Raw genomic sequence first — 25,280 nt, forward strand, 5'->3', positions numbered from 1 at the left:
GTTTTTGAATTAACTGAATGCATTTCAGTGCAATCTAATAGGTTTTAGAATCCAGCTTCGCTTGTTGTATTTAGTATAAAAAGTGATTGCTATAATTTACACAATGATGAAAAATACAATTGATGACCTCAAAAGAGAGTTTGGTAAAATTTTCTTTTTATCCATAGCATGTGTGTTCTTATGCTACATTGTCTTAAGCTTTGCAATAGAAAATTTTGTAATCGTACCCCGAGGAATTTTGGTTTTTGCTTTTTTTCTGACGGTTTATACGGGTTTTCTCATATCAAAAACCAAGTATGATTTCATAATTATCTTTAGAATTCTTTTATTTTCCATTGCAGTTTTCATAGGATACATAAGTTTACTGCTTGTGAATGTTACTGACGCAGTTTTCTTTCTGTTTGTGCCTATTATACTGATGACGAATTTTCTGTTTACATTCAGAACAGCTGTTTTTACTTCAGCGTTTTTCTTATGTTTTCATTTTTTTGCTGTTGATGTATCAACATTTTTTAACTTATCTTTGGATGTAAAGTTTTACGCAAAATATCCCCAGAATCTCGTGTTGCAAGAGAATATTGGCTTTTCTGTAGCTACGTATTTTTCGCTGATGATTCTTTTCTATACAGACAAAGTTTCTCATTATAAAAAGGATATACCTGAAAATGAAACTATCAGTCGTATTGTTCCTGAAGCTGTAAACGGATCTGAGCTGCTCACAGAAAATCAATATCTTACGGAAGATGAAAAATACAACGTACTATATAATAAAATAATAAATTGCCTCGAGCTTGAGAAACCTTTTCAGAATCCTGAATTTAATATTAGAAAATTAGCCGAAATGGTCGAATCTAACACCACGTATGTGTCAAAGGCTTTAAATAAAATTGGTGATAAAAAATTTAATCAGCTGATTAATCAATATAGAATCAATCAGGTCAAAAATGATTTAGATCAAAGAGCTCAAGACAAGTTTACTTTAGAGCATATTTATAAATCGGCTGGTTTTTCGCAACAATCTACTTTCAATAGAATCTTCAAAGAACAGATGGGAAAAACGCCTTCAGAATACATTGATTTTCTAAAATAAAGAGTAATATTTACCAGTAAATTCTAAAAAAGCTTTTTAAAAATAATTTCATTTAGAATATTTAAACCAAAATAATCTTTAGTTCTAAATTTTTTTCTTGAAAAAATCTCTTGTTAATCTAAAATTATCTGAAAAAGTACAAGTTACAAGGTCTTTATTCATATTCTTTTAACTACTGAGCTATTTGATTATATTTGCGTAATTCTCATTATTGATGAAATCGCCGTTTACTTAATTTATAAATATTAACGAGAAAAATTAAGGCGATTGGATTTGACCTTAAGAATAAAATTTCTACAAATGAAATTAAACATTAAAAACGAAACCGGAAGACTGAGGTCGGTGGTTTTGGGACAGCCCAATTCTATGGGAGCTGTCCCGACTTTGGAAGAAAGCTATGATGCAAAATCATATCATACCATTGAACATAATATTTACCCAACTGAAGAAGATATCATCAGCGAAATGAACGCTTTTGAAGAAGTTCTCAAAAAATACGATGTACAGGTTTTCCGACCGGATATTATTGAAGACTATAATCAGGTTTTTGCAAGAGATGTAGCTTTTGTAATTGATGATAAAATGATTATCTCAAATGTAATTGCCGACAGAGCCGATGAGCAGGAAGCCTACAAAGAGGTTTTCGAAGAAGTAGCCTGGAGGAAAATCATCAATCTTCCCGAAACCGCACACATTGAAGGGGGTGACGTTATCGTTTGGAATGACTTTATTTTCATCGGAACGTGTTTCAGTGAAGATTACAGAAACTATAAAACTGCAAGAACCAACGAATACGCCATCGAAATTCTAAAAGAATATTTTCCGAAAAAAAGAATCATCGATCTTGAATTAAAGAAAAATGACAGAGAGCCTTATCAGGGAATTCTGCATTTAGACTGTACGTTCAACCCAATAGGAAAAGATAAATGCATCATCTATAAAAACGGATTTGTTGACGAAAGCGATTACAATTTAATCATTGATATTTTTGGGGAAGAAAACTGCTTTCACATAACAGATGAAGAGATGTTTGAAATGTTCCCGAATATTTTTTCGATCTCACCGGAAGTTGTCGTTTCCGACAAAGCTTTCACAAGAATGAACAATCATTTGAGAGATGTTTGGGGAATGACGGTGGAAGAAATTCCATACAGAGAGATTTCGAAAATGGGTGGTTTATTGAGATGTTCTACAATGCCATTGGTAAGAGAATAAGTTAGAGAATGAATTTGAAAGTATTATTAAATAATAAATGGGTTGCACTATTGCTTTTAGTGCTAACTTTTTCATTGATATATAATCCGTTCACAAAGTTTCCGTTTACATTTTGTGTCATTATTTTAGCTATTCTTTTACTTTCATATTTACAAGATGGAAATTTTAAAAGTCTTAATTTTAAGAAAATAAAATCCTCAGAAATTAAAATCATTTTGATTTGCTATCTCATTTTAGAGCTTTCTATGGATTTTATTTTCCAACCTTTGACAAGCAAAGTTTTTAATGAGCCGGCAGATTATTCATCTTTTAAAATAATAGAAAATAATCCCCATCAATATTTTAAATGGCTTGTTAACATGTGGATTAGTGCAGCAATTGGCGAGGAACTTTTGTTTCGTGGTTTTGCTTTTTCACAGTTTCGGAAGCTTTTTGGTGAAAAGAAAATACTACTCGTATTTTTAAGTGCAATTGTGTTTTCATTGCCTCATATATATCAAGGGATTTCGGGATTAGTGATGACTTTCTTATTCGGATTAGCTTTCGGATTTATATACTTAAAATTCAATAATATTTGGATAAATATCATTGTTCATGGTTTAATAGATACAGTATTTCTCACACTAAGCTATTATGGACTGACAGATTTTTATTCCGGATTTAATATTATTTTATAAAATTAAAAAAAATGCAGACAACAGATACAGTATTAATGATAGAGCCGATCGCATTCGGTTACAACGCAGAAACGGCAGAAAATAACTACTTTCAGGTAGAGCAGAAAGGTGCAGATATTCAGTCAAAAGCTTTGGCAGAATTCAAAATTTTTGTTGAAAAACTGAGAGCAAAAGGTATCAATGTAATTTCAGTTAAAGATACATTAGATCCGCACACACCGGATTCTATTTTCCCGAACAATTGGGTAAGTTTCCATAAGGATGGAAAAGTGGTTTTATATCCAATGTTTGCATCTAACAGAAGAGTAGAGCGACGTGAAGATATCATTGAAACCATTAAAAATAATGGTTTTGAAGTGGCTGAAATCGATGATTTGTCATTTTCAGAAACACAGGGGCATTTTTTGGAAGGCACAGGAAGCATGATTTTCGATCACGATAATAAAATTGCTTACGGTTCGGTTTCTTTAAGATTGGATGAAAATTTATTTAGAAAATTCTGCGCAGATTATGGGTTTACGCCTGTTGTTTTTCATTCATTTCAAACAGTGGGCGAAGAAAGACTTCCAATTTACCATACCAATGTAATGATGTGTGTTGCTGATCAGTTTGTGGTGATTTGTTTAGACTGTATCGACAGTGATTTGGAAAGAAACAATGTTGCAGAAACCATTAAAAATTCAGGTAAAGAAATCATTGAGATTTCTGAAGCGCAGATGCAGCAGTTCGCCGGAAATATGCTTCAGGTTCAGAATAAAGATGGCGTAAAGTTTTTGGTGATGAGCCAAACTGCTTATCAGTCATTAAATGCTGAACAAGTTTCAAATATCGAAAAGTACTGTGAAATTATTTACTCAGATTTAAATACCATCGAAGTGAATGGTGGAGGAAGCGCAAGATGTATGCTTGCTGAGGTTTTCCTTCCGAAAAAATAAAATAATGAAAAATTTTATCGGTTTTCTTTTGCTGTTTGCGGGCATTATTGCTTTCGCACAGCGTCCTCCTGTGATGGAAAGCAGCTCTCCAAATAGGGAGGGCGAAAGAGCTCCCAGCTACAGTCCGCCACCTGCTGCACCGCACGGAAGTGGTGGAGGTACGGAGATTTTTCAGGAAAATAAAAAGTTTGGTGTGAGGTATTTGGGCAAAGTGACCGTTACGCCACAATACGATAACCTGGAGTTCTCACCGACGGCTTTAATCGCCACCAAAAACAATCTCAAAGGTGTTATCGACGGCAATGGAAACATTTTGGTTCCCCTGAAATATGAAGGAATCAAAACAGAACGTGTTTTTTATCTTGCCAAAAAAGGCCAGACAACGGATATTTTTACCTCGCAACTTAAGTTTTTTGCCAAAGGTAATTTTTCAAAAATACTTTTTTACAACGGTGAAATTCTGGTAACCGAAGATTATGATGGCAGTCAGAGTTTTATCTTTTCAAATGGTTCTGTAATTAAAAATACTTATGAGAACGCCACGCTTTACAACAACCTTCTGGTGGTGAAAGAGAATGGCAAATTTGGTATTCTGAAAGATGGTAAGGAAGCTGGAGGTGTGATGTATGACGATCTGTATTTTCACCGATATTCATTTGACAGGAAACCGGTTTCCGTAAAAGGAGTTACCGAAATCAGGGAGAAAATAAACTATCTCATTGCCGAAAAAGATAAGAAATTCGGACTTATAGACGCTTCAGGAAAAATAGTTTTACCATTTGAATACAGTAGAATCAGCCTGGATCACGATAAAAAATCTTATTATACATTTAAAAACGAGCTGGTAGGAATTTTCATTAACGAAACTACAAAACTGGAGCCTCAGTTTCAGATAGCAGAAAGAAAAGATGTCAATTATGCAGTTTCAAAAGCCGGAAAATATGTGATGCTGGATCAGAATTTAAAACAGAAATTCAACCTCGAATCTGAAGCGCCGATAGAAGCAATGTCTTCTTCAAAATACCTTAAAATCAAAAAGAATGGGAAGTTTGGTCTTACCGACGCCAGCGGAAACATGCTGGTTCCTTTTGAATATGATGATTTTTCTTATCTTGATTATGACAGGAAAAATTTGATTGTTGTAACCCATAAAAACAAATCGGGTCTGTACGACATTACTCAGAAAAAACTCATTATCCCTGTTTTGTATGAGCATTTGAATGAAAACAATGATTTTGTGATTGGCTTCAGTGAATTCAGCAAAAGCATATACGATTACAGCGGTCAAAGGATTTTACCGGATGATTACAGCATGGTAATATCTTCCAGAACCGAAAACAGTCCGGTTTATTTTCTGAAAAAAGACAATCTTTATACTGTTATTTCAAAAGATCAGAAGGTGTTGCTGAAAGACATTCTCTCATACCGCTACATTTATAACGAAGATATGCTGATCAATCCTTTTTATGAAAACAAAACTTCAATCATTGCGGTTCAGCATAAAAACGGGAAATATGCTTTGTTTAATGAATTTCAGAAGAAAACCGTCAGCCATTTCGAGTATGATGATGTTGTACAGAAATTTGATGATGAAAAGTTACGTTTTGTAGTCGTAAAAAATAAAAAATACGGAGTTGTAGATGAACTGAATAATGTAATCGTCGATTTTAAATATGATGACATCTCTTTCAATAAACTCCACTTTATGAAAGAACCGCTGGCTTTTGTTGTGAAGAAAAACAATAAGTACGGAGTTATTGATTTTAATAACACTGTGTTGGTTCCATTTCAGTATGATGATCTTGAGAAAATTGATGATGATAATTTATTTAAAGCTAAAAAAGGTAGAAAATATCAGCTGATCACTCACACAAATGAGATTTTAAACAAAAATTCATTCGACGAAATTGCAGATTTTGAAGACGGCCAAGCGCTCACTTTCTCCGGCGGAACCATGAAAGTCATTAATTCCAAAGGTGAGTTTACAGGTATGGAAGAAAAAATGCAGCCTCACGATGGCTACAAAACTTTCGACGAGCTGAAATTTGATTTGATCAAAGCATTAGAGAGCAAAGACGATGAGTTGCTGAAAGTTTTCGTTAAAAAAGTTGCTCCGTCTCCCCACATCGCTCACTTCCTGAAAAATAATATTTTTAATCAGCAGGAATTATATCTGAATGAAAGCAGTATGGAGTTTATCCATAAAAAATATTTTGATGACCTCAAAGAATTCAAAAATGATATGTGGAATTCCATTTACCGCAAATCTTCGTTGACGGACGTTACCGATTATACAATGCACTCCCGTGGCTTTGTCACCAATGACCGCGCTGAAGCCCATGATTTTGGCGACACCCGTTTTCTCGAACTCGTTCTGAGAGATGCCATTAAAATCAACGGATTCTGGATAAGTTCGTACTTTATGAGCAGAAGATTTTAAGTTTTAAATCTCAGATAAAAAATAAAAAACGGCCTCCCAAACAGCTGCAGGCCTTACACAACCGTCCCGACCCTGTTGTATAACGGGGTCGGGACAGTTTCATAAGGGGTTGAGGGCAGTTCGGAACAGGGGACAGCCCCCTTCGGAAGGGGGGTAGGGGGCTTCGTAAGTGGGTGCAGAGACTTCTGAAATGGGATAAAGGTGGTTCTGAAGTGGCTGAAGAGGCTTGTCAACGGGGTAATTGCCTTGTCCTAAGAGATGGTTGACAGCTTTAGCTACAGCTACAAACGTTACTGCAAAGTCTCCCGACTTTGAGCAATTTAGTATCAAAATCATGAATCAGTTTTTATAATTAGGCAAAAAACATATCTATGATAGTCGCACATTATTAAGGAAAGTTTATTATAAGAATCCAAGAGATTATATATTTTGGCAAAATCTGGAAACTTTGCGAAGTGGGTTTTAATATTATGAAAAAAAAGAGATTTATTAGTAGTAAAAGGGATGTACTAAAAAAAATGTTGATGACATTTTGTGTAATATTATTGGGAGTTATAATTTGTTTTTCAACAGATAGAGGAGAAAGAAATATTTATTGCTTTTCTGATAATAAGTGCATAACCGTTTGGAAAAAGAATGATGGAGAAGTATATATCATACCTGGTAGATATGAAAGTAATGAAAAACCTATTTTAAGTCACATACGAACTATTGATAAGCAGTTTTTAACTTTGTATTTTTCAACTCAAAAGGGGTTTTCCAACAAAATTATTGTTAGGGATGAGGGAAATTTAGAAAGTAATCAAAAAATGTATACAATAGAAAATAAGGTACAAGGAGAATGGGAATTTTTGGAATACTCAAGTAGTTTCGAATCTATCCTTTATAAGCCAAACGCTGTTAAATTTAATGATATTAAGTCACATATTGATTATATGACCATTAATATAGAAGAAAATTACGCAACGGATAAGAGAGGTAATAAGTTAAAATAAAATTGTAAACCTCGCTGCGCAAAGACTTTGCTCCGCTGCGCGAAGTCACCGCTGCGCAAAGTCTCCCGACTTTGAGCAACTTAGAATCAAGTCTTGAACCACTTTTTATAATTAAGCAAAAAACTTATGTTTGATAAAAGCACATTATGAAAGAAGGTTACGTTATAAGAGATCAGGAAAAGATTCACTTTATCACCTGTACGGTTGTTGATTGGATTGACGTATTTTCCAGAAAAAACTACAGAGATATTGTTATTGACTGTTTAAAATACGGCATTCAGAATAAAGGAATGCTGATTTATGGATACGTAATTATGACCAATCATATCCACCTAATCATACAGTCAAAAGATGGTAAACTTTCAGATCTAATAAGAGATTTTAAAAAAATTACATCTAAAAACATTGTATTAGCCATTCAAAACAATCCGGAAAGTCGTCGTGAGTGGATGTTGGAAAGATTTGCCAAGGCTACAGAAACACATTCCAGAAATAAGAACTTTCAGTTTTGGCAATATGGCAATCACGCCGAAGAAATTTATACCTTACATTTTCTTTGGGATAAACTGAACTACATCCATCTCAACCCGATACGGGCGGGATTTGTAGAAAAAGCTCAGGATTATACTTATTCATCAGCAAGCAATTATGTGAATGGCAAGGGATTATTTGAAATTCAATTGGCTGACAATCCTGTAGTAGATGTAACCAAAACAAGTGAGTTTTGGAAGTATAATAATTATGACCAAGATTGAGAGTTTTTACGCAAAGTCAGGAGACTTTGCGTAGCGGTTAATGACTTCGTGGGGAATTGACGGAACTAACAGAATTCCTGCATGTGACCTTGGAAATTTAGCGGTTACAGAACAGGTAAAAAGCAATTCTGATCTTGCAATTTATCCTAACCCAGCTAAAAACGAACTGACGGTGAAATTTAAATCTAATGAAAGTAAAATTAACCTGCAGATAATCGATTTTTCAGGTAAAATAGTTTTCAGCAAAGATGCACAGTCATCTACAGGCGATTACAATGAAAAACTAAATATTTCAAACCTTTCCAATGCAACCTACTTTGTGGTGGTGAAAGAAGGTTCAAAAAGAACACAGAAAACTTTTATCAAAAACTAATAGTTAGAATAATTAATTTTTGGAGTACAGACCGAATTTTGGTCTGTACTTTTTTGTTAATAACATTTGCTTGTTAATGAGACAAATTTTGCCAATGCGCTACCTCAAAAATCTTTTCCTAAGGCATATGTTTAGGACAAGGCGTCACCAAGTCACGTAACTTTGAGCTAAAATGTTAATAGGTTTTAATATTACCCAAAAAACATATTTTTGATAAAGGCACATTATGAAAAAGATTATTATAAGAGATCCTCCTCTGCTTCACGAACCCCTTCATATGCCTTTCCTTTTAAAGTATTAATTTCTCAAAATGAGACCTACCCAAAAAACTTTAATTAAATTTGTCTTCAAGAAATTATTCCAATGCTAAAACACATTTTTTTATTAGCGGTTCTGTTAGGGTTTTTTATGAATGCTCAGCAAAAAACCTTCTGTAATCCCATTAACATCGATTACGGTTACACGCCTTTTGAAGTTTTTTCAAAACAGGGGAAACACCGTGCAACTGCTGATCCGGTGATTGTTAACTTCCAGAAGAAACTGTTTCTGTTTTCTACTAATCAGGAAGGGTATTGGCACAGCGACAATATGCTCGACTGGAAATTTGTCAAAAGAAAATTCCTCAGAGACAACAAGTATACCCACGATCTGAATGCTCCCGCAGTCTGGGCAATGAAAGATACTTTATACGTTTACGGCTCAACCTGGGAATCTGATTTTCCCATCTGGAAATCTACTAATCCAACTGTAGATGACTGGAAAATTGCGGTTGATACATTAAAAGTTGGAGCGTGGGATCCCGCTTTCCATTATGATCAAGACAAAAATAAACTGTATCTGTACTGGGGCTCAAGCAACGAATGGCCACTTTTGGGAACTGAAGTGAAAGTGAAAAATCTGCAGTCTGAAGGTTTTGTAAAACCTATTTTAAGATTGAAACCTGAAGATCACGGTTGGGAAAGATTCGGGGAATACAATGATAATGTTTTCCTGCAGCCTTTTGTGGAAGGGGCTTGGGTGACGAAGTATAAAGATAAATATTACATGCAGTACGGCGCTCCGGCAACAGAATTCAGTGGATATTCTGACGGAGTTTATGTTTCGAAAAATCCGTTGGAAGGATATGAATACCAACAGCACAATCCGTTTTCCTATAAGCCTGGTGGTTTTGCAAGAGGAGCGGGACATGGAGCAACTTTTGAAGATAATTTTAAAAACTGGTGGCACGTTTCAACGATTTTTATTTCCACTAAAAATAATTTCGAAAGACGTTTAGGGATCTGGCCTGCAGGATTTGATAAGGATGATGTGATGTACACGAATACCGCTTACGGTGATTATCCGACTTTACTTCCGCAGTTTGCACAGGGAAAAGATTTTTCAAAAGGTCTGTTCACAAATTGGATGTTGCTGAATTACAATAAACCCGTTCAGGTTTCTTCCACTTTGGGTGGTTACAATTCAAATTTTGCGGTAGATGAAGACATTAAAACCTATTGGAGTGCAAAAACAGGAAATTCGGGCGAGTGGTTTCAGACTGATTTGGGGGAAGTTTCTACCATTAATGCGATTCAGGTTAATTATGCCGATCAGGATGTTGAGTTTATGGGAAAAACCGAAGGCAAGATGCATCAGTATAAAATCTACGGTTCCAATGATGGAAAGAAATGGAAAGTGATTGTCGATAAAAGCAAAAACACCAAAGACGTTCCTCACGATTATATCGAACTGGAAAAACCTGTATCAGCAAGATTTTTAAAAATGGAAAACCTGAAAATGCCGACAGGAAAATTTGCATTAAGCGGTTTCAGAGTATTCGGAAAAGGTGCGGGAGCAAAGCCTGCGAAAGTTCAGAATTTTGTTCCGTTAAGAGCTGACCCGAAAAAATATGGTGAAAGAAGAAGCATCTGGATGAAATGGCAACAGAACTCAGACGCCGATGGCTACGTGATTTATTGGGGAAAATCTCCGGATAAACTGTATGGAAGTATTATGGTGTATGGCAAAAACGAATATTTTTTCACGGGAGCTGACAGGGTAGATTCTTATTATTTCCAGATTGAAGCGTTCAATGCAAATGGAATTTCTGAGAGAACGGAAGTGGTGAAGTCTGAATGATTTTTTACTTGTCAACACCAAGTTTGTCATTCCGTAGGAACCTAAACAGAGAATTTTACATTGCTGAGATTCCTACGGAATGACAAAGTGAGGCCTTAACAGCAACGCTCTGAATTTTTTCAGGGCGTTTGCTATTTAATCTGCTTCAAAAACGCATCAATTTTATCAATTAAAAACGTTGAGTTTTTATCTTTATCCCAATCCAAATGTCCACCCGAAAATTCATAAGAGGCATTCAGTACATTATTTTTATTTAAAGCTGAATCTAAAATTGCTTTTTGTGAGAATGGAATTACCTGGTCATTATTTCCATAAAAAGAAAGGGTGGGAGGAGATTTTTCGGTAATCCATTCCACGGGACTGGCGAATTTCTCTTTGGTAAAATTGTTTGTTATAGCTGCAGGATCCACAAGTCTTTTTTCAACGAAAGAATAATCGGAATAATTTTTGAAATTGAGATCAGATAAATCTGAAGGGCCTACAATATTTACCACAGCTTTTATGTTTTCAGCCTTATCAAAACGGTAAGAATAAAGCATCGACAAATGTCCGCCCGCGCTGTTTCCTAAGAGAATAAATTTAGTTTTTACCGGAACAATTCCTACCAGATAATCTATCGCCTTTCTGATATCTTCAGTCTGATTGGGAAGTCCGTACTGTGTTTCGTCCGCAAGACGGTAGTTCATATTAGCAAAAGCAGATTGAGGAAATTTTTTCATCAGCGATAAAGTAAAAAAGTTAAGATCCGATTTCTTTCCCGCTTTCCATCCTCCGCCATGAATTATGATAAACACCGTTTTTACAGAATCCCTTTTTTCAGGAATGTAAAGATCCATTTTCTGCTCGGCATCGTCACCATAGGAAATGTTGATCTGTTGCTCAAAGGAAATGCCTTTTTCAAACTTAATTATTTTTTCAGTACATGAAAAAAGAGTGATGGCAAGCAACAGAAGTACGGCAAATTTATTCATTCCTCTAAATTAAATAAACGATGAAGAATTGAGTTATATTATTCTAAAATTGTTGATAAGATTTTACGATTTAGCTTTATTAAAATTAAAATTAATGATTTCCTTTTCTCTGAAATAACAAAAAAGCCTACCGATCAAGGTAAGCTTTTGACAATAATAATTTAATATGAAGAATGAAATTTTATCTTGTTCGGCTTTTAATGGCATCTGAAGCACCTTCGATGTCTCGTACTTTCTTCACTTTTTGGTTACCAAAATTATAAGTGATGCTGAAAGTACCGCCTTGTCTGAACTGGTCATTTTTTACGTAGTTGTAATTTCCGTTGGCTTGGTAATCTTCAATTTCTACGATATTTGTACGGAGAACATCGGTAAGGTTTAAGGCAAAAGTCCAGTCGTTCCAGTTCTTTTTGATGCTTAAGTCAAGACTTGAAAGATTTTTCAGCATACCCAATTCGATTTGCTGTTTGTCTACGTAGAAGAAATTCACACCCAAAAACCAGGTTTTCTTTTTGTCTAAACGGATGGTGTTGTTGGTTTGAATTAAAATACTGGTGGAGGAGATTCTGTTTTCATATATTGGAAATACATCTCCGGAGGTTGGGTCAATGCTCAGGCTTCCATCATTCATGTTTCTCTGTACACCAATGGTAAAATTGGTCGTAAGATATTGTTTGAAAAATGTTTTCTGCATTCCTACAGTTGCCGTCATTTCCTGTTTGTCACCGAAATTGGTTCGGATGTATCTCAGCTGTTTGTAGGTATCTTGGTACGGAAGATTGGTAGCAGGGTCAATTACGACATTTCCGTCTTTATCTTTTCTGTCTTTCAAAATATCTCTCTGCAATGGCACCTGCGTGATTACGTCTTTAGAAAGGGAATGATTTAATATTAAAAAATAGGAGTTTTTGTACATGTAAGTCAGTTCCTGATTATACGTGGAAGAAGCTTTCACAAAAGGATTATTTTGTGTGTAATTGTCTTCCGTCAGGATGTTTCTCACAGGATTCAGTTCCCAAAAACTCGGTCTTCTCATCCGGCTGGAAAATCCGTATGACAAATTATTTTTGTCATTTATAGCATAGTTAAAGCTTACATAAGGAAGTAGATTGTTGTAATTTCTTTCAATTTTTCTGTATTCCAAAGTGGCGTTGTCTGAAGTTCCCAAACTGTTGGTGATTTCGTATCGCGTTCCTGCTTTCCCGGAAAATTTATCGCTGAATTTCTTCTCTAAAGTTAAATAAGCTCCGTAGATATTTTCATCATAAATAAAATGATTAGGTCTGAATTCCGGATCTTTTCCCACTGCAAAAGTGTCGCTTCTGGTATCGTTATCCGTTTTGGTTTTGTTGAAATTTCCACCTACAGCTACAGTGAAATCTTTCTTAAATTTCTGAATATAATCTACTGTCCCCGAAAAATTATTGATGATCTGAGGCAGATTTTGGTTAATAGTCTGGCTTACCAAACCGTCAGTTCCATTGGCATCCGACAAAATTGTTTTATTTTCTGTAAACTGAAATCTCCTGAAGTTGAGGTAAGCCGCGTTGAGGTTTAATTTACTTCCCAGAGAATCGGTTTTCAGTTCGTAATTTAAATTAACTGAATTATTATAAGATCTTGCATCTTCTTTGTTTCTGGAGTTGGTGTAATTGGTGATGTAAGCTGAGTTTTCTGCATCGAAAGAACGGATGGTATTGAATAAATTGACTGTAGAATTGTAACTTTTGTTGGCATTTGTATTCCATGAAAGAGCGAGATTGCTTTTTTCGGTCAGTTGATAATCAAAATTCAGATAGCCACCTATGTACAGATTCGGGTCATCGATATTTCCGGTAGATTCGTTGGAAGAAGAAGCATTTCCGTTTCTCAAAACATATTGTTGCCCCTGAATATTTTCGCCACCGTACAAATTTGAAGAGATTCCCAATTTATCTTTTCTGTAATTTGCCGAAAAACTTGCCGAACTTCCATTGTATTTATTCTGTTGATTCGACATTCTCATGTTTCCATTTAAACCATCGCTCATTTTCTTTTTCAAAACGATGTTGATAATTCCGTCTGAAGCTTCCACCTGAAACTCGCTTCCCGGCATCGTAATCACTTCAATTTTCTGAATATTTTCAGCAGGTGTATTTTTCAGAAACTGAACCAGAGATTCAGCATCCATATTCGATTTTCTGCCGTTGATGTAGATTAATGCATTGTTTTTTCCTGCTATTTTCAAATTTTTATCATCGGTTGTAAACAGAAGAGGAGTTTGTCTCAAAAGATCAAATGTTGTATTTCCTTTGGCAACTGGTGATGCGGCAACATCATAAACAAATCGGTCGGTTTGTTTTTTAAAGACCTGTTTGGTGAGAACTACCGCTTCAATGTCTTTGGTTTTGGTTGAATCTGTTTTTTTCTGCTGAGCCAAACTGAGCCCTGAAAAAAATATTGCTGCTATTAAAAGTGAGGTTTTCATAATTGGTTGGTTAAGGTTATAGGTATTGGTTGTTATTTTACATTGCAAAGATATATCATTTATTTAGTATTATGTAATACAAAGTAGTGTAAATGTTTTTATTTTAATTATAACTTATTGGTAATTAGGGATTAAAATTTAATTTAAATTTTCAGCCTTTTTCTTTTACATATAATAGGACAACTTTTAAGAGAATTTTGTTACATGAAAAAAGAAAAATTTCAAAATACAATATTTTTTGATTAATTTAGAGTTCACAATAAAACCTAATAATATATGACAAAACTTTACTCATTATTGATGATTTTTATGATTCTCGTATCATGTAAAAGCGATTCTCTTATTGATATCGAAAATCAGCAACCAGGAAATCAAGAAACAAACTTCAACTTTGGAAATTCTGCGCAAAGAGATTTCCACGGTTTGGTTTTAGCAACGAACGGAACTGCGGTTTCCGGAGCAACGGTAACTATTGGTTCAGCAACCGTGCAAACTAATGCTCAAGGACTTTTTGTAATTAAAAACGCCGATGTGAAAGAAAATTTCGCTTACATAAAAGTAACGAAAGCAGGTTTTGTAAATGGTTCCCGTACGATAGTACCCACCAACGGCAGCAATAGAATCAACATTATGATGATTCCTGCAACCAATACTTCCACAATTACATCGGGAGCAACGGCAACAGTATCTTTAGCCAACGGAACCAAAGTGAAATTTGACGGCAGTTTCAAAGACGCCAACGGAAATGCGTATACAGGAAATGTAAATGTTGCCATGTTTCATCTAAAACCGTCAGACCAATATCTTAATGAATTGATGCCTGGCTCTCTTCTCGCAAATAATACCGCAGGAAATGCCAGAATAATGGAGACTTTCGGAATGTTGCATGTACAATTGACTGGAGCTTCCGGACAAAATCTTCAGATCGCAAATGGGCATACTGCTGAGATGACGGTGGCAATAGATGCTGCACAAACTTCTACTGCTCCTGCTACTATTCCGTTGTGGTCATTCAACGAAACTACCGGAATTTGGCAGGAGGAAGGTTTAGCAACTAAAGTGGGCAATGCTTATGTAGGAAATGTAAACCATTTTTCCTGGTGGAATTGCGATGCGCAGTTTCCTCAATGTCTTTTGAATGTTCATATTCAAAACTCTGCCGCTCAGCCATTGAGTAATGTTACGGTAAAAATATTCAGACAAAATCAAAGCTCTACCTATGCAATTACTGACGGAAACGGAAATGCTTCAGGAATTGTACCGGCTGGTGAAAATTTAACTCTGAAAATTTATGATGCCTGTAATAATGTAATTATGACCAATAATATTGGCCCTTTTACAAGTAATTCTACCAATACACTTCCTGCAATTACCATCTCGCAGAGTTTGAGTAATACGGTAACAATTACAGGAACCCTAAAAGATTGTTCTGGCAATAATGTTACAAATGGCGTTGCCAATTTATCTTATACATCAAGCACAAATTATTTTTCTAATTTTTCTACACAGGTAACCAACGGAAGCTTTTCTTTTAATGTTTTGAGTTGCTCATCCAGTCAGCAATTGACATTTGCTGGTGCAGATTTCACGAATCTTCAGACAACAGGAAATATTAATTTTACTGCAACTTCGCCTACAACGAATTTGGGTAATCTTACTGTTTGTACTGCCGCAACAGAGTTTATTACAAGTCAAACTGATACACAGCCTATAAAGTATTTCCTATCACCCATTAGTGCTGGTGGAAGTTCCCAAACTCCGGCCCCCAATCCAAATTTCGGATTTTATGTAAGCTCACAGAGTGCAGCAGGAGGTTTTTATTTAAATTCCCAAAACCCAATAGGAGTTGGAACATTTAATTCCAATTTTGCTTTGGAATCTTCCGGAGGAGCTATCAATGCCAATGGAAATAATCTCACTTTGCAGGTAAGTAATTACGGAGCAGTAGGGCAATACATTGATTTTACAATAAATGGTACTTATACCAATACTTCCGGTTCACATACGTTGAGTGTAACAGGACATGTTTTAAGAGATAATTAAATTGAACACTTATAAATACCTAAAAAAAGGACTTGAAAAAAGTCCTTTTTTTTATTTTATTCTCTGTCAAAACGAGCCAGTTTTTTGTCAATCCAGATCGTAGCAAACGGAAAAAATGCAGCGATGAGTGCAAACACGCTGTCTTCATCATCCCAATCAAATATTTTTCTGATAGCAGGTAAAAATATCAGATATAAAGTGAAAAATAAACCGTGAATACTTCCGATCGTACTGATGTAAATAATAGCCAGAATATTTTCCGGTTCAAGACGGATCCAGATCATGGCAGTGAACAGAAAAAACCATGAAACGGCTTCTGCCAGACAGATTTGTTGAAACCATCTGATCACTTTTTCCTGTGGATATTTTGAGAAGAATTGTTCGAGAAAATTCATTTTTTGTTTTCTGATTTTAAAATTTTTGCCAACGTCATTTGATACTTTTTATCATATTCCAGATCTTTCCCGTTTTCATCTTCACCATCTTTTAGAATATATCCAAAATCATAAATGGAATTGCCTTTGATTTTGTAAAATTTTGTCCAATTTCTTCCAGACAGAACATAGCAATCGATGAGGTTATATTTCTGAATGTAATTTGGATTTTTAATTTGATTGAAACCTCTAATCTTCTGAAGTTTGTGATTTTTAATATCAAAAATAAATAAATGATATGTTAAATTACTTCGGGCATCTGAAGTGTTTTCAACTAAAATATCTTTAATTCCGTCACCATTAAAGTCTATAAATTCAATATTTTTATTTTTACTGAATAGCTTTTCCTGATAAATAACTGTTTTTTTTCCATGGTTCAATTTTGAAAATGAAAAGAAAGCATTTGTTTTATCATCATCTGTAACTGTTTGATTTGGATTAAATTCCAGAGAAACTAAATATCCTTTTTTATCATAAATCGAATCACATTTTACAGTCAATATTTTTTTCTGACCAAAAAAAGTGTCACTAAAAAACAATAGAAATAACAGCAGTGAAAATTTCATACCTGAAAAAGATTTAATTTTGCATATCCATCATCCATCATCCATCATCCATCATCCATCTTCCAACTTCTAACTTTTATAAAAACTACTTCCATCCAAATACTCAAAAACCTCCGGCGGAAGCATAGGTCTTACATTTTTTCCATCCTTGATCATGTTTCTGATCTCTGTGGCAGACAATTCAATTACAGGAGCTTCAATCATCGAAATGTTTTCATGCTGAAGATATTCGGAATCTTTTTTGTTGCCTTCAAAAATTCTGGGATAGACGATGATGTGATGATTTTTAATTAAATTTTCGTAGTTTTTCCATTTGTGAAAGCTTTGCAGATTGTCTTCGCCCATGATTAAACTAAAAGAATGGTCAGTATGTTTTTCTTTCAAGTACGTTAAAGTATCAATAGTATAGCTTGGTGTTGGCAGAGAAAATTCCACGTTGGATGCCCGCATTTTCGGATAGTTTTTAATGGCCATTTCAACCATATCCAACCGGTTGTGGTCTTTCAAAAGCGATTTTTTATCTTTAAATGGATTCTGCGGACTAACGACAAACCAAAGCTCATCCATATCTGAATTTTCCAAAATATAATTCGCCAAAATCAGATGCCCAATGTGAATGGGATTAAAAGATCCGAAAAAGAGACCGATTTTTTTCATTGTTAAAAGTCAATTGTCAATTTAACTTCGCAAGTCAATTCACTACGTTTGTCAATTTTTAAAATATTAATTTGAATGTGATTTTTGGAATTCACCATTCATTTCCGAAGGAAAAATTCACCTATTCACTGTCATGAAACTTCACATCCCTGATATTCAGATAATGCGTTACATTGCCTTTCCAGTGGTTTTCTTCAAGGGTAAATGCGATATCGAAATTTTTAGTTCGGAAATCATCAGCGTATTGACCTAGTTTAAAACCGACACATTCTATATTTCTTCCGGTAGATTCCTGTCTGATGTAAAATTTCAGGTGGCTGTTGTCTTTCCCCATTGTTTTTACGTAACCTGCAATTTTCTGATTTTGTAAAACCAAATTGGGTTTCATATTGTGAGGTCCGAACGGAGCAAGTTTTCTGTGGAAGTTGATAAACTCACGGTTGATCTCGTCAATTTCCATGACAGAATCTATCGTGATCGAAGGTTCTTTTTGGTGTTCCTTTATTTTTTCTGCGACCGTCTGTTCAAATTTAATTTTAAATTCTTCAAACCGGTCTTTTTCCATGGAAAGTCCTGCAGCAGCGTGATGTCCTCCGAATTTTAAGAAGTATTCCGAACAAATATCCAAGGCTTCGTGAACATCAAAATCAGAAACTGACCTTGCGGAAGCGACCATTTCGCCGTTGTTTCCGTCAGTGAAAACCAAAGTCGGTTTGTAATAGGTCTCAATTAATCTTGAAGCTACAATTCCAATCACGCCTTTGTTCCATTCAGGATGATAGACGATGGTGGTGTATTTTGTTTCCTGCTGGGATTCTACAATCTGTTTCAAAGCAGATTCTGTTGAGTGCATATCGAGTTCACGCCTTTCATCATTCAGATTCATAATATCCGAAACGATTTGGTGAGCGTGCTTCAGATTGTCTGAAACCATCAGCTCTACAGCGGCTTTTCCCTGTGAAATTCTGCCTGCAGCGTTTATTTTTGGGGCGATTTCAAATACAATATTCGAAATTTCAAAATGGGATAACTTTTCTTCGGGAATCAAAAGTCTTAAGCCCATATTTCGGGTTTTTCTCAGAACCTTTAAACCCTGTTTTGCCAAAACTCTGTTTTCTCCGTTCATGGCAACGATATCTGCGGCAATTGAAATGGCGAGAAGATCGGTCAGTTCAAACAATTCCGCTTCAGGAATTTTGTAAATAGTATTTAAACCCTGACACAATTTAAACCCAACACCACAACCGGAAAGTTCTTTATAAGGATAACGGCAATCGGCTCTTTTGGGGTCTAAAACGGCCACTGCTTTTGGGATTTCGTCGCCAGGTAAATGGTGGTCGCAGATAATAAAATCGATATTTTTGCTTGAGGCATAATCAATCATATCCAAGGCCTTTATTCCGCAGTCTAAAGCGATAATTAAGGAAAAACCATTTTCTTTGGCAAAATCGATCCCTTCGGTTGAAATTCCGTAGCCTTCAGAATTTCTGTCTGGAATATAATAATCGAGGTATTTTTTGTGAACAATTTTTCTGAGGTAAAGATACATCAGGGCAACGGCGGTGGTTCCGTCTACATCATAATCTCCGTAGACCATAATTTTTTCTCCGTTTTCTATGGCGGTGGCAATTCGCTCAACAGCTTTCTGCATATCTGCCATCAGAAAAGGATTGTGGATATCGTTGAGATTAGGCTTGAAAAATTCCCGTGCTTTTTGGTAATTGTCAATTCCTCTCATAACGAGGATTTTAGATTCAAAAGTTCCGAAACCAAGCGACGAGCTCAATCCGTCTACAACTTCTTCATCGGGTTCGGGTTTAAAAATCCATTTATGACTCATTTCACAAAAATAGGGAAAAATATTAGCTTTCAGAAACGAAAAGAAATATTGTTCAGGTTTTTTGAAATGCTTATCTTGGCGGTGCAAATAATTTTAAATATGAAAAAAATTACATTATCTCTAGCTATTTTGGCTACTGTGGCTACATTCAGCGCACAAAAAATCAATCTCGGAAAGGCTGCAGGTGTAGTCTCAAAAGGTGCTCAGGCACTTACATTTTCTAATGCAGATGCTATTAAATTATCCAAAGAATCGGTAGATTATATGGATAAAAATAATCCGATAGCAGGGCCAAAAGATCCTTACACAATAAGATTAAACAAGCTTTTTGCAAAACATAAATCTCAGGATGGATTAAACTTAAATTACAAAGTTTACAAAGTTGCTGATATTAATGCTTTTGCCTGTGCTGATGGAAGTGTACGTGTATTTTCTTCGTTAATGGACATTATGACAGATGACGAATTGCTTGCTGTAATTGGTCACGAAATCGGTCACGTGAAAAATGAAGATACGAAAGACGCTATGAAGTCTGCTTATTTAAAAGCTGCGGCTATGGATGCTGCTTCGTCTGCTTCCAATGCGGTGGCAACTTTAAGTGAAAGCCAGGTAGGGAAGATGGCAAATGCTTTTCTTGATGCTTCACACAGCAAAAAGCAGGAAAATCAGGCTGATGATTACTCTTACGACTTTATGAAGGCTAATAAATATAATGTTGTAGGAGCTTACACGGCGTTTAAGAAACTGGCATTGCTTTCTGAAGGAGGTTCGGCTCAGTCTAAATTCCAGAAAATGTTTAATTCTCATCCTGACAGTAATAAAAGGGCAGAAGCTATAAAGAAAAAAGCTGAAAAAGACGGTCTTTGGAAAGATCCGGGAACTGTTTCTTTGCCAACTGCGAAACTTACAAAATAATTTGATTTATCATTTATATAAAAACTCCTCAAAAAATATTTTTTGAGGAGTTTCTTTGTGTAAGTTTTAATGTTTCTTAAAATTAAGAATACATTTTTTCTCTTAATTCTTTGATCTTTTTATCTGCAAGATATTCGTCGTAAGTCATTTCTCTGTCGATAATTCCTTTCGGGGTCAATTCTACAATTCTGTTACAAACAGTTTGAAGCATTTCGTGGTCATGAGATGACAACAAGAGATTACCTTTGAAGTTAGACAATGAGTTGTTCAAAGTCGTAATACTTTCCAAGTCTAAGTGGTTGGTAGGCTCATCAAGTAACAAAACATTTGCTTTCTGAAGCATCATTCTGCTGAACATACATCTCATTTTTTCTCCTCCTGAAAGTACTTTACAAGATTTTAAAGCTTCATCTCCTGAAAATAACATTCTTCCCAAGAAACCTCTCATGAATTCTTCGTGACGCTCTTCATCATTTTTAGTAAACTGTCTCAACCAGTCGACCAGATTAATATCTTCCTGGAAGAAATCTGTATTATCCAAAGGCATGTGAGACTGGTTTGTCGTAACTCCCCAAGCAACAGTACCTTTATCTGCCTGGTTATTCCCTGCTAAAATTTCAAAAAATTCTGTTATTGCCAAAGAGTTTTTAGAAATCACAGCTACTTTATCTCCTTTTTTAAGATTTAAATCAATATTTGAAAATAATAATTCGCCGTCTTTAGTTTTTTCTAAACCTTTAACATCTAAAATCTGATCTCCAACTTCTCTTTCCATTTCGAAAATAATGGCTGGATATCTTCTTGATGAAGGTTTAATGTCATCGATGTTCAGTTTATCGATCATTTTCTTTCTTGCGGTTGCCTGTTTAGCTTTCGCAACGTTTGAACTAAATCTTGCGATGAAATCTTGTAGTTCTTTCTTCTTTTCCTCTGCTTTCTTGTTAGCCTGAGCTCTTTGTCTTGTCGCTAATTGAGAAGCCTGGTACCAGAAAGAGTAGTTACCTGTGTAAAGGTTTAATTTAGCATAATCTAAATCTCCGATGTGCGTACACACGGTATCAAGGAAGTGACGGTCGTGAGATACAACGATTACTGTATTTTCATAGTCAGCTAAGAAATCTTCTAACCAAGCGATAGTGTCAATATCCAAATCATTCGTAGGTTCATCCAGAATCAATACATCAGGATTTCCGAAAAGTGCCTGAGCCAAAAGAACTTTTACTTTGTCCTTATTCTCAAGTTCACTCATCATTTGCCAATGCATATCATCCTTGATTCCTACATTTGAAAGCATGGTTTGTGCATCAGATTCTGAATTCCAGCCACCCATTTCATCGTAAACTACACCTAGCTCTCCAGCTTTGATTCCGTCTTCGTCAGAGAAGTCTTCCTTCGCATAAAGGGCATCCATCTCTTCTTTTATTTCGAATAATTTTTTGTTTCCTCTTAAAACCGCTTCAAGAACATTATATTGATCGTAAGCAAAGTGATCCTGCTCAAGAACAGACATTCTTTTCCCTGGCTCTAAAGATACGTGTCCGGTAGTGGGATCTTGCTTCCCGGTTAATATTTTAAGGAAAGTAGATTTTCCTGCACCGTTGGCACCGATGATTCCGTAGCAGTTACCTTTCGTAAACATGATGTTCACCTCGTCGAAAAGCACTCTCTTTCCGAATTGTAAAGATAAGTTAGATACTGTTAACATATAAGTTTGTAAATTTGGGCACAAAAATACAAAAAGAATTTCGGTATACTCTAATATTATAGTATGCAAGTTGAAGCAAGTGCATTAATTTTGTATATTCATTTGAAAAGTTTAAAGAATGAAAATTGAAAAGACAGTCAATATATTAAACAGAAAGGCAAGATTTGAATACGAAATCCTGGATGAGCTGGAAGCTGGAATGGTGCTTACCGGTACGGAAATCAAGTCGTTACGTTCGTCGAAGGCATCTATCGCAGAGTCTTTCTGTCAGTTTATTGATGGTGAGCTGTATATCATTAATATGATGATAGATGAATACAAGCTGGGAACGTTTTATAACCATAAAACAAAAAGGGAACGAAAATTGCTGTTGCACAAAAAAGAATTGGCAAAGCTGGAGAAAAAACTTAAAGATGCAGGGAATACGATAGTACCTTTGAAGTTGTATATCAACGACAGAGGTAGAGCTAAAGTAAGGATTGCTTTAGCGCGGGGTAAGAAACTCTTTGATAAAAGAGAGTCTATAAAGGATAGAGAAAGCAAGCGAAACCTCGATAGAATATTAAAGAAAAGTTAAAAATCATCCGCAAAACTTTGTTTATAAAGAAAAATTATATTTATTTTGCAATATCAATTATTTAATCATTTAATTCTATGAAAAATCTAAAATTAGGAATTTCAGTATTGGCACTTACAGTTGCTTCTACTGTTTTCGCTCAGACTACCAACAATCCGTGGTTAATCGGAGTTGGTGCTCATGGTGAAAATCATAAAGCAGTACGTGGAGAGACTAGCCAAACTTTTTCGGCTAGAAACTTAACGAAAACTATGTTCAATATGAACAATTTTTCGATCACGCCACCGCTTTCTAAGCTAATGGTAGCAAGAAACATCACCAAAGGTTTCGTTATCGATTGGTCTACTACTGTAGGTAATGTAGAAAATCAAAGATTCAACACAGGGAAAGAGTTTATGTTGATGACTGGTATTGGTTTCCAGGCAAAAGCAGCAGGTCTTCTTTGGGACGAAGAGTCTTGGTTTGACCCTTACTTGAGAGTAGGTGCTAACTATTTGAGACATGACTACACAGGTCTTACTTTCCCAAGAACAGATTTGTTAGGTTACACTCACACTAATGACGGTGATCCTAACGGTAAAGCTAACTTCTTTACAGTATCTGCTGGTGCAGGTGCAAACTTCTGGGTAACTAAAAACTTCGGTGTAGGTGTTCAGGGAGATTACGTAGGAACTCCAGTTGATAAAGCAGATTATGCTAACTTCTGGCAAGCTTCTGCTTCCCTATTATTCAGATTCGGAAACAGAGATAGAGATAAGGATGGTATCTTAGACAAAGACGATTTGTGTCCAGATACACCAGGTTTACCAGAATTCCAGGGATGTCCTGATACTGACGGTGATGGTGTTCCAGATAAAGACGATCAATGTCCAGATGTTCCTGGTCCAGTTGAAAACGGTGGATGCCCATGGCCAGATACTGACGGTGACGGTGTAATCGACAAAGATGATGCTTGTCCTTCAGTTGCAGGTCCTGCAGAAAACAACGGTTGTCCTTGGCCAGATACAGATAACGATGGTATCTTAGATAAAGATGATGCTTGTCCTACTGTTCCAGGTCTTCCAGAATACAACGGATGTCCTAAACCAGCTGAAGTAGTAGGTATTGAAGTTGAGAAAGAATTTAACAATGTTTACTTCGACTTCAACAAAGCTACAATCAAAGCTGAATCTGCTCCTGCATTAGACAGAGCTGCAACTATCATCAAAGGTGCAACAGGTGCTCACTTCTTATTAGAAGGTAGAACTGATGCTAAAGGATCTGAGGCTTACAACTTGAAATTATCTAGAGAAAGAGCTGCTTCTGTAGTTGCTGCTTTAGATGCAAGAGGTGTAGATGCTGACGCTCTTAAATCTATCGGTGTAGGTGAAGCTAAAGCAGTTGTTTCTGAAAAAGCATCTGATGCTGAGAGACAAAAAGACAGAGTTGTAAAAGTAAGAGCGGTTTCTGATATGAATGAGTGGAACTCTATCAAGAAGAAAGACTACGAAGATGTAGTAGCTCCGGCTAAAAAAGCTCCGGCTAAGAAAAAAGCTCCGGCTAAAAAAAGAAAATAATTAATTTTTCTAAATAATAAATACCTCCAGACTTCTGGGGGTATTTTTTTTTGTTGTTGATTTTAATTATTTTTGTCAAAATTTATTACATAAAATGGGAAGAGCATTTGAATATAGAAAAGCATCTAAAATGGCCAGATGGGATAAAATGGCAAAGACCTTTTCAAAAATTGGTAAAGACATTGCTTTAGCGGTGAAAGCGGGAGGTACTGATCCGGAAGCCAATCCTGCATTGAGAAGGTGTATTCTGAATGCAAAAGGTGCCAACATGCCGAAAGACAACGTTGAAAGAGCTATTAAAAAAGCCAGCGGTGCTGATGCAGAAAACTATGAAGAAATCAACTATGAAGGTTACGGACAGGGTGGTGTTGCATTTTTCGTAGAATGTACTACGAATAATACGACGAGAACAGTAGCTAATGTAAGAGCGATTTTCAACAAGTTCGACGGAAACTTAGGAAAGAATGGTGAATTGGCATTTATTTTCGACAGAAAAGGAATTTTCACGATAGATTTAGCTCAAATCAAAATGGATTGGGATGATTTTGAAATGGAAATGATTGACGGCGGTGCTGAAGATGTGGAAAAAGATGATGAAGAAGTAATGATCACGACGGCTTTTGAAGACTTCGGTTCGCTTTCTCATAAGTTAGATGAGCTGAAAATTGAAGCTAAAAGTGCAGAACTGCAAAGAATTCCAAACAATATAAAAGAAGTAACTACAGAACAGTTTAAAGCCAATATGAAAATGCTTGACCGTTTTGAGGAAGATGATGATGTACAAAACGTTTATCACAATATGGAAATTACTGAAGAATTATTGGAGTCTTTATAATCCAAGCAATTTTCAACGGTAAAATATTTCGCCACGAATTCATGAATTTTAATTGGGCAAAACTTTTAAAAAAGTTAAAACTCTTACTTTCTTTCGTGTATTCGTGGCATTTTCAG

21 protein-coding genes are annotated in these 25,280 nt (G+C 35.6%); 14 read left to right on the plus strand and 7 right to left on the minus strand.

Annotation, left to right across the window (positions count from 1 at the left end; genetic code table 11):
• The first annotated feature begins 103 nt into the window (after window positions 1–103).
• From AC2A1G_RS16820 to AC2A1G_RS16860, 9 genes are all read left to right on the plus strand, one after another.
• Complete coding sequence (locus tag AC2A1G_RS16820) at window positions 104–1,090, plus strand: helix-turn-helix domain-containing protein (protein WP_484048047.1); 987 nt, start codon at window positions 104–106, stop codon at window positions 1,088–1,090.
• A 300-nt stretch (window positions 1,091–1,390) separates the two neighbouring features.
• Complete coding sequence (locus AC2A1G_RS16825; RefSeq protein WP_484048048.1) at window positions 1,391–2,305, plus strand: dimethylarginine dimethylaminohydrolase family protein; 915 nt, start codon at window positions 1,391–1,393, stop codon at window positions 2,303–2,305.
• Between the two features lie 8 nt (window positions 2,306–2,313).
• Window positions 2,314–2,982 (plus strand): CPBP family intramembrane glutamic endopeptidase, encoded by a 669-nt coding sequence (locus tag AC2A1G_RS16830; RefSeq protein WP_484048049.1) that lies wholly within the window; start codon window positions 2,314–2,316, stop codon window positions 2,980–2,982.
• An 11-nt stretch (window positions 2,983–2,993) separates the two neighbouring features.
• Entirely contained in the window at window positions 2,994–3,917 is a 924-nt protein-coding gene (gene ctlX / locus AC2A1G_RS16835; protein WP_484048050.1) for a citrulline utilization hydrolase CtlX, read from the plus strand.
• A 4-nt stretch (window positions 3,918–3,921) separates the two neighbouring features.
• The gene (locus AC2A1G_RS16840; protein WP_484048051.1) at window positions 3,922–6,357 is read left to right on the plus strand and encodes a WG repeat-containing protein; all 2,436 of its coding nucleotides are present in this window, start codon (window positions 3,922–3,924) and stop codon (window positions 6,355–6,357) included.
• A gap of 470 nt (window positions 6,358–6,827) precedes the next feature.
• Window positions 6,828–7,352: a hypothetical protein gene (locus tag AC2A1G_RS16845; RefSeq protein ID WP_484048052.1), complete on the plus strand. Its 525-nt coding sequence runs from the start codon at window positions 6,828–6,830 to the stop codon at window positions 7,350–7,352.
• A 146-nt stretch (window positions 7,353–7,498) separates the two neighbouring features.
• The gene (locus AC2A1G_RS16850) at window positions 7,499–8,107 is read left to right on the plus strand and encodes an REP-associated tyrosine transposase (RefSeq protein WP_484048053.1); all 609 of its coding nucleotides are present in this window, start codon (window positions 7,499–7,501) and stop codon (window positions 8,105–8,107) included.
• A gap of 40 nt (window positions 8,108–8,147) precedes the next feature.
• Window positions 8,148–8,480, plus strand: coding sequence for a T9SS type A sorting domain-containing protein (locus tag AC2A1G_RS16855; RefSeq protein WP_484048054.1), 333 nt, complete (start codon window positions 8,148–8,150; stop codon window positions 8,478–8,480).
• A gap of 363 nt (window positions 8,481–8,843) precedes the next feature.
• Window positions 8,844–10,598 (plus strand): discoidin domain-containing protein, encoded by a 1,755-nt coding sequence (locus AC2A1G_RS16860; RefSeq protein WP_484048055.1) that lies wholly within the window; start codon window positions 8,844–8,846, stop codon window positions 10,596–10,598.
• 131 nt (window positions 10,599–10,729) lie between these two features.
• On the opposite strand, the gene AC2A1G_RS16865 is transcribed toward AC2A1G_RS16860, so the two are convergent.
• Together AC2A1G_RS16865 and AC2A1G_RS16870 are read right to left on the minus strand one after the other, a co-directional pair.
• The gene (locus tag AC2A1G_RS16865; protein ID WP_484048056.1) at window positions 10,730–11,569 is read right to left on the minus strand and encodes an alpha/beta hydrolase fold domain-containing protein; all 840 of its coding nucleotides are present in this window, start codon (window positions 11,567–11,569) and stop codon (window positions 10,730–10,732) included.
• A 181-nt stretch (window positions 11,570–11,750) separates the two neighbouring features.
• Window positions 11,751–14,036 (minus strand): TonB-dependent receptor domain-containing protein, encoded by a 2,286-nt coding sequence (locus AC2A1G_RS16870; RefSeq protein ID WP_484048057.1) that lies wholly within the window; start codon window positions 14,034–14,036, stop codon window positions 11,751–11,753.
• A gap of 276 nt (window positions 14,037–14,312) precedes the next feature.
• Here AC2A1G_RS16870 and AC2A1G_RS16875 point away from each other — a divergent pair, with 276 nt between their 5' ends.
• Complete coding sequence (locus AC2A1G_RS16875) at window positions 14,313–16,079, plus strand: hypothetical protein (RefSeq protein WP_484048058.1); 1,767 nt, start codon at window positions 14,313–14,315, stop codon at window positions 16,077–16,079.
• Window positions 16,080–16,135: 56 nt separating this feature from the next.
• On the opposite strand, the gene AC2A1G_RS16880 is transcribed toward AC2A1G_RS16875, so the two are convergent.
• The 4 genes from AC2A1G_RS16880 to recJ form a co-directional block, all read right to left on the minus strand.
• Window positions 16,136–16,474, minus strand: a complete 339-nt coding sequence (locus AC2A1G_RS16880) for a DUF3817 domain-containing protein (RefSeq protein ID WP_484048059.1) — start codon at window positions 16,472–16,474, stop codon at window positions 16,136–16,138.
• On the minus strand, window positions 16,471–17,079 hold the full coding sequence (locus AC2A1G_RS16885) for an XAC2610-related protein (RefSeq protein ID WP_484048060.1): 609 nt from the start codon (window positions 17,077–17,079) through the stop codon (window positions 16,471–16,473). Before AC2A1G_RS16885 ends, AC2A1G_RS16880 begins: the two co-directional genes overlap by 4 nt.
• 69 nt (window positions 17,080–17,148) lie before the next feature.
• Window positions 17,149–17,736, minus strand: a complete 588-nt coding sequence (gene nadD / locus AC2A1G_RS16890; protein WP_484048061.1) for a nicotinate (nicotinamide) nucleotide adenylyltransferase — start codon at window positions 17,734–17,736, stop codon at window positions 17,149–17,151.
• Window positions 17,737–17,857: 121 nt separating this feature from the next.
• Entirely contained in the window at window positions 17,858–19,576 is a 1,719-nt protein-coding gene (gene recJ / locus AC2A1G_RS16895; protein ID WP_484048062.1) for a single-stranded-DNA-specific exonuclease RecJ, read from the minus strand.
• Between the two features lie 99 nt (window positions 19,577–19,675).
• On the opposite strand from recJ, the gene AC2A1G_RS16900 reads away from it, so the two are divergent.
• Complete coding sequence (locus tag AC2A1G_RS16900; RefSeq protein WP_484048063.1) at window positions 19,676–20,491, plus strand: M48 family metalloprotease; 816 nt, start codon at window positions 19,676–19,678, stop codon at window positions 20,489–20,491.
• 82 nt (window positions 20,492–20,573) lie between these two features.
• On the opposite strand, the gene AC2A1G_RS16905 is transcribed toward AC2A1G_RS16900, so the two are convergent.
• Window positions 20,574–22,196: an ABC-F family ATP-binding cassette domain-containing protein gene (locus tag AC2A1G_RS16905; protein WP_484048064.1), complete on the minus strand. Its 1,623-nt coding sequence runs from the start codon at window positions 22,194–22,196 to the stop codon at window positions 20,574–20,576.
• Between the two features lie 118 nt (window positions 22,197–22,314).
• Here AC2A1G_RS16905 and smpB point away from each other — a divergent pair, with 118 nt between their 5' ends.
• From smpB to AC2A1G_RS16920, 3 genes are all read left to right on the plus strand, one after another.
• Window positions 22,315–22,773 (plus strand): SsrA-binding protein SmpB, encoded by a 459-nt coding sequence (gene smpB / locus AC2A1G_RS16910; RefSeq protein WP_484048065.1) that lies wholly within the window; start codon window positions 22,315–22,317, stop codon window positions 22,771–22,773.
• A 77-nt stretch (window positions 22,774–22,850) separates the two neighbouring features.
• Window positions 22,851–24,329: an OmpA family protein gene (locus AC2A1G_RS16915; protein ID WP_484048066.1), complete on the plus strand. Its 1,479-nt coding sequence runs from the start codon at window positions 22,851–22,853 to the stop codon at window positions 24,327–24,329.
• 94 nt (window positions 24,330–24,423) lie between these two features.
• Window positions 24,424–25,164 (plus strand): YebC/PmpR family DNA-binding transcriptional regulator, encoded by a 741-nt coding sequence (locus AC2A1G_RS16920; RefSeq protein ID WP_484048067.1) that lies wholly within the window; start codon window positions 24,424–24,426, stop codon window positions 25,162–25,164.
• Window positions 25,165–25,280 lie beyond the last annotated feature (116 nt).

Source organism: Chryseobacterium sp. HNCC26DJ240 (assembly GCF_057180485.1).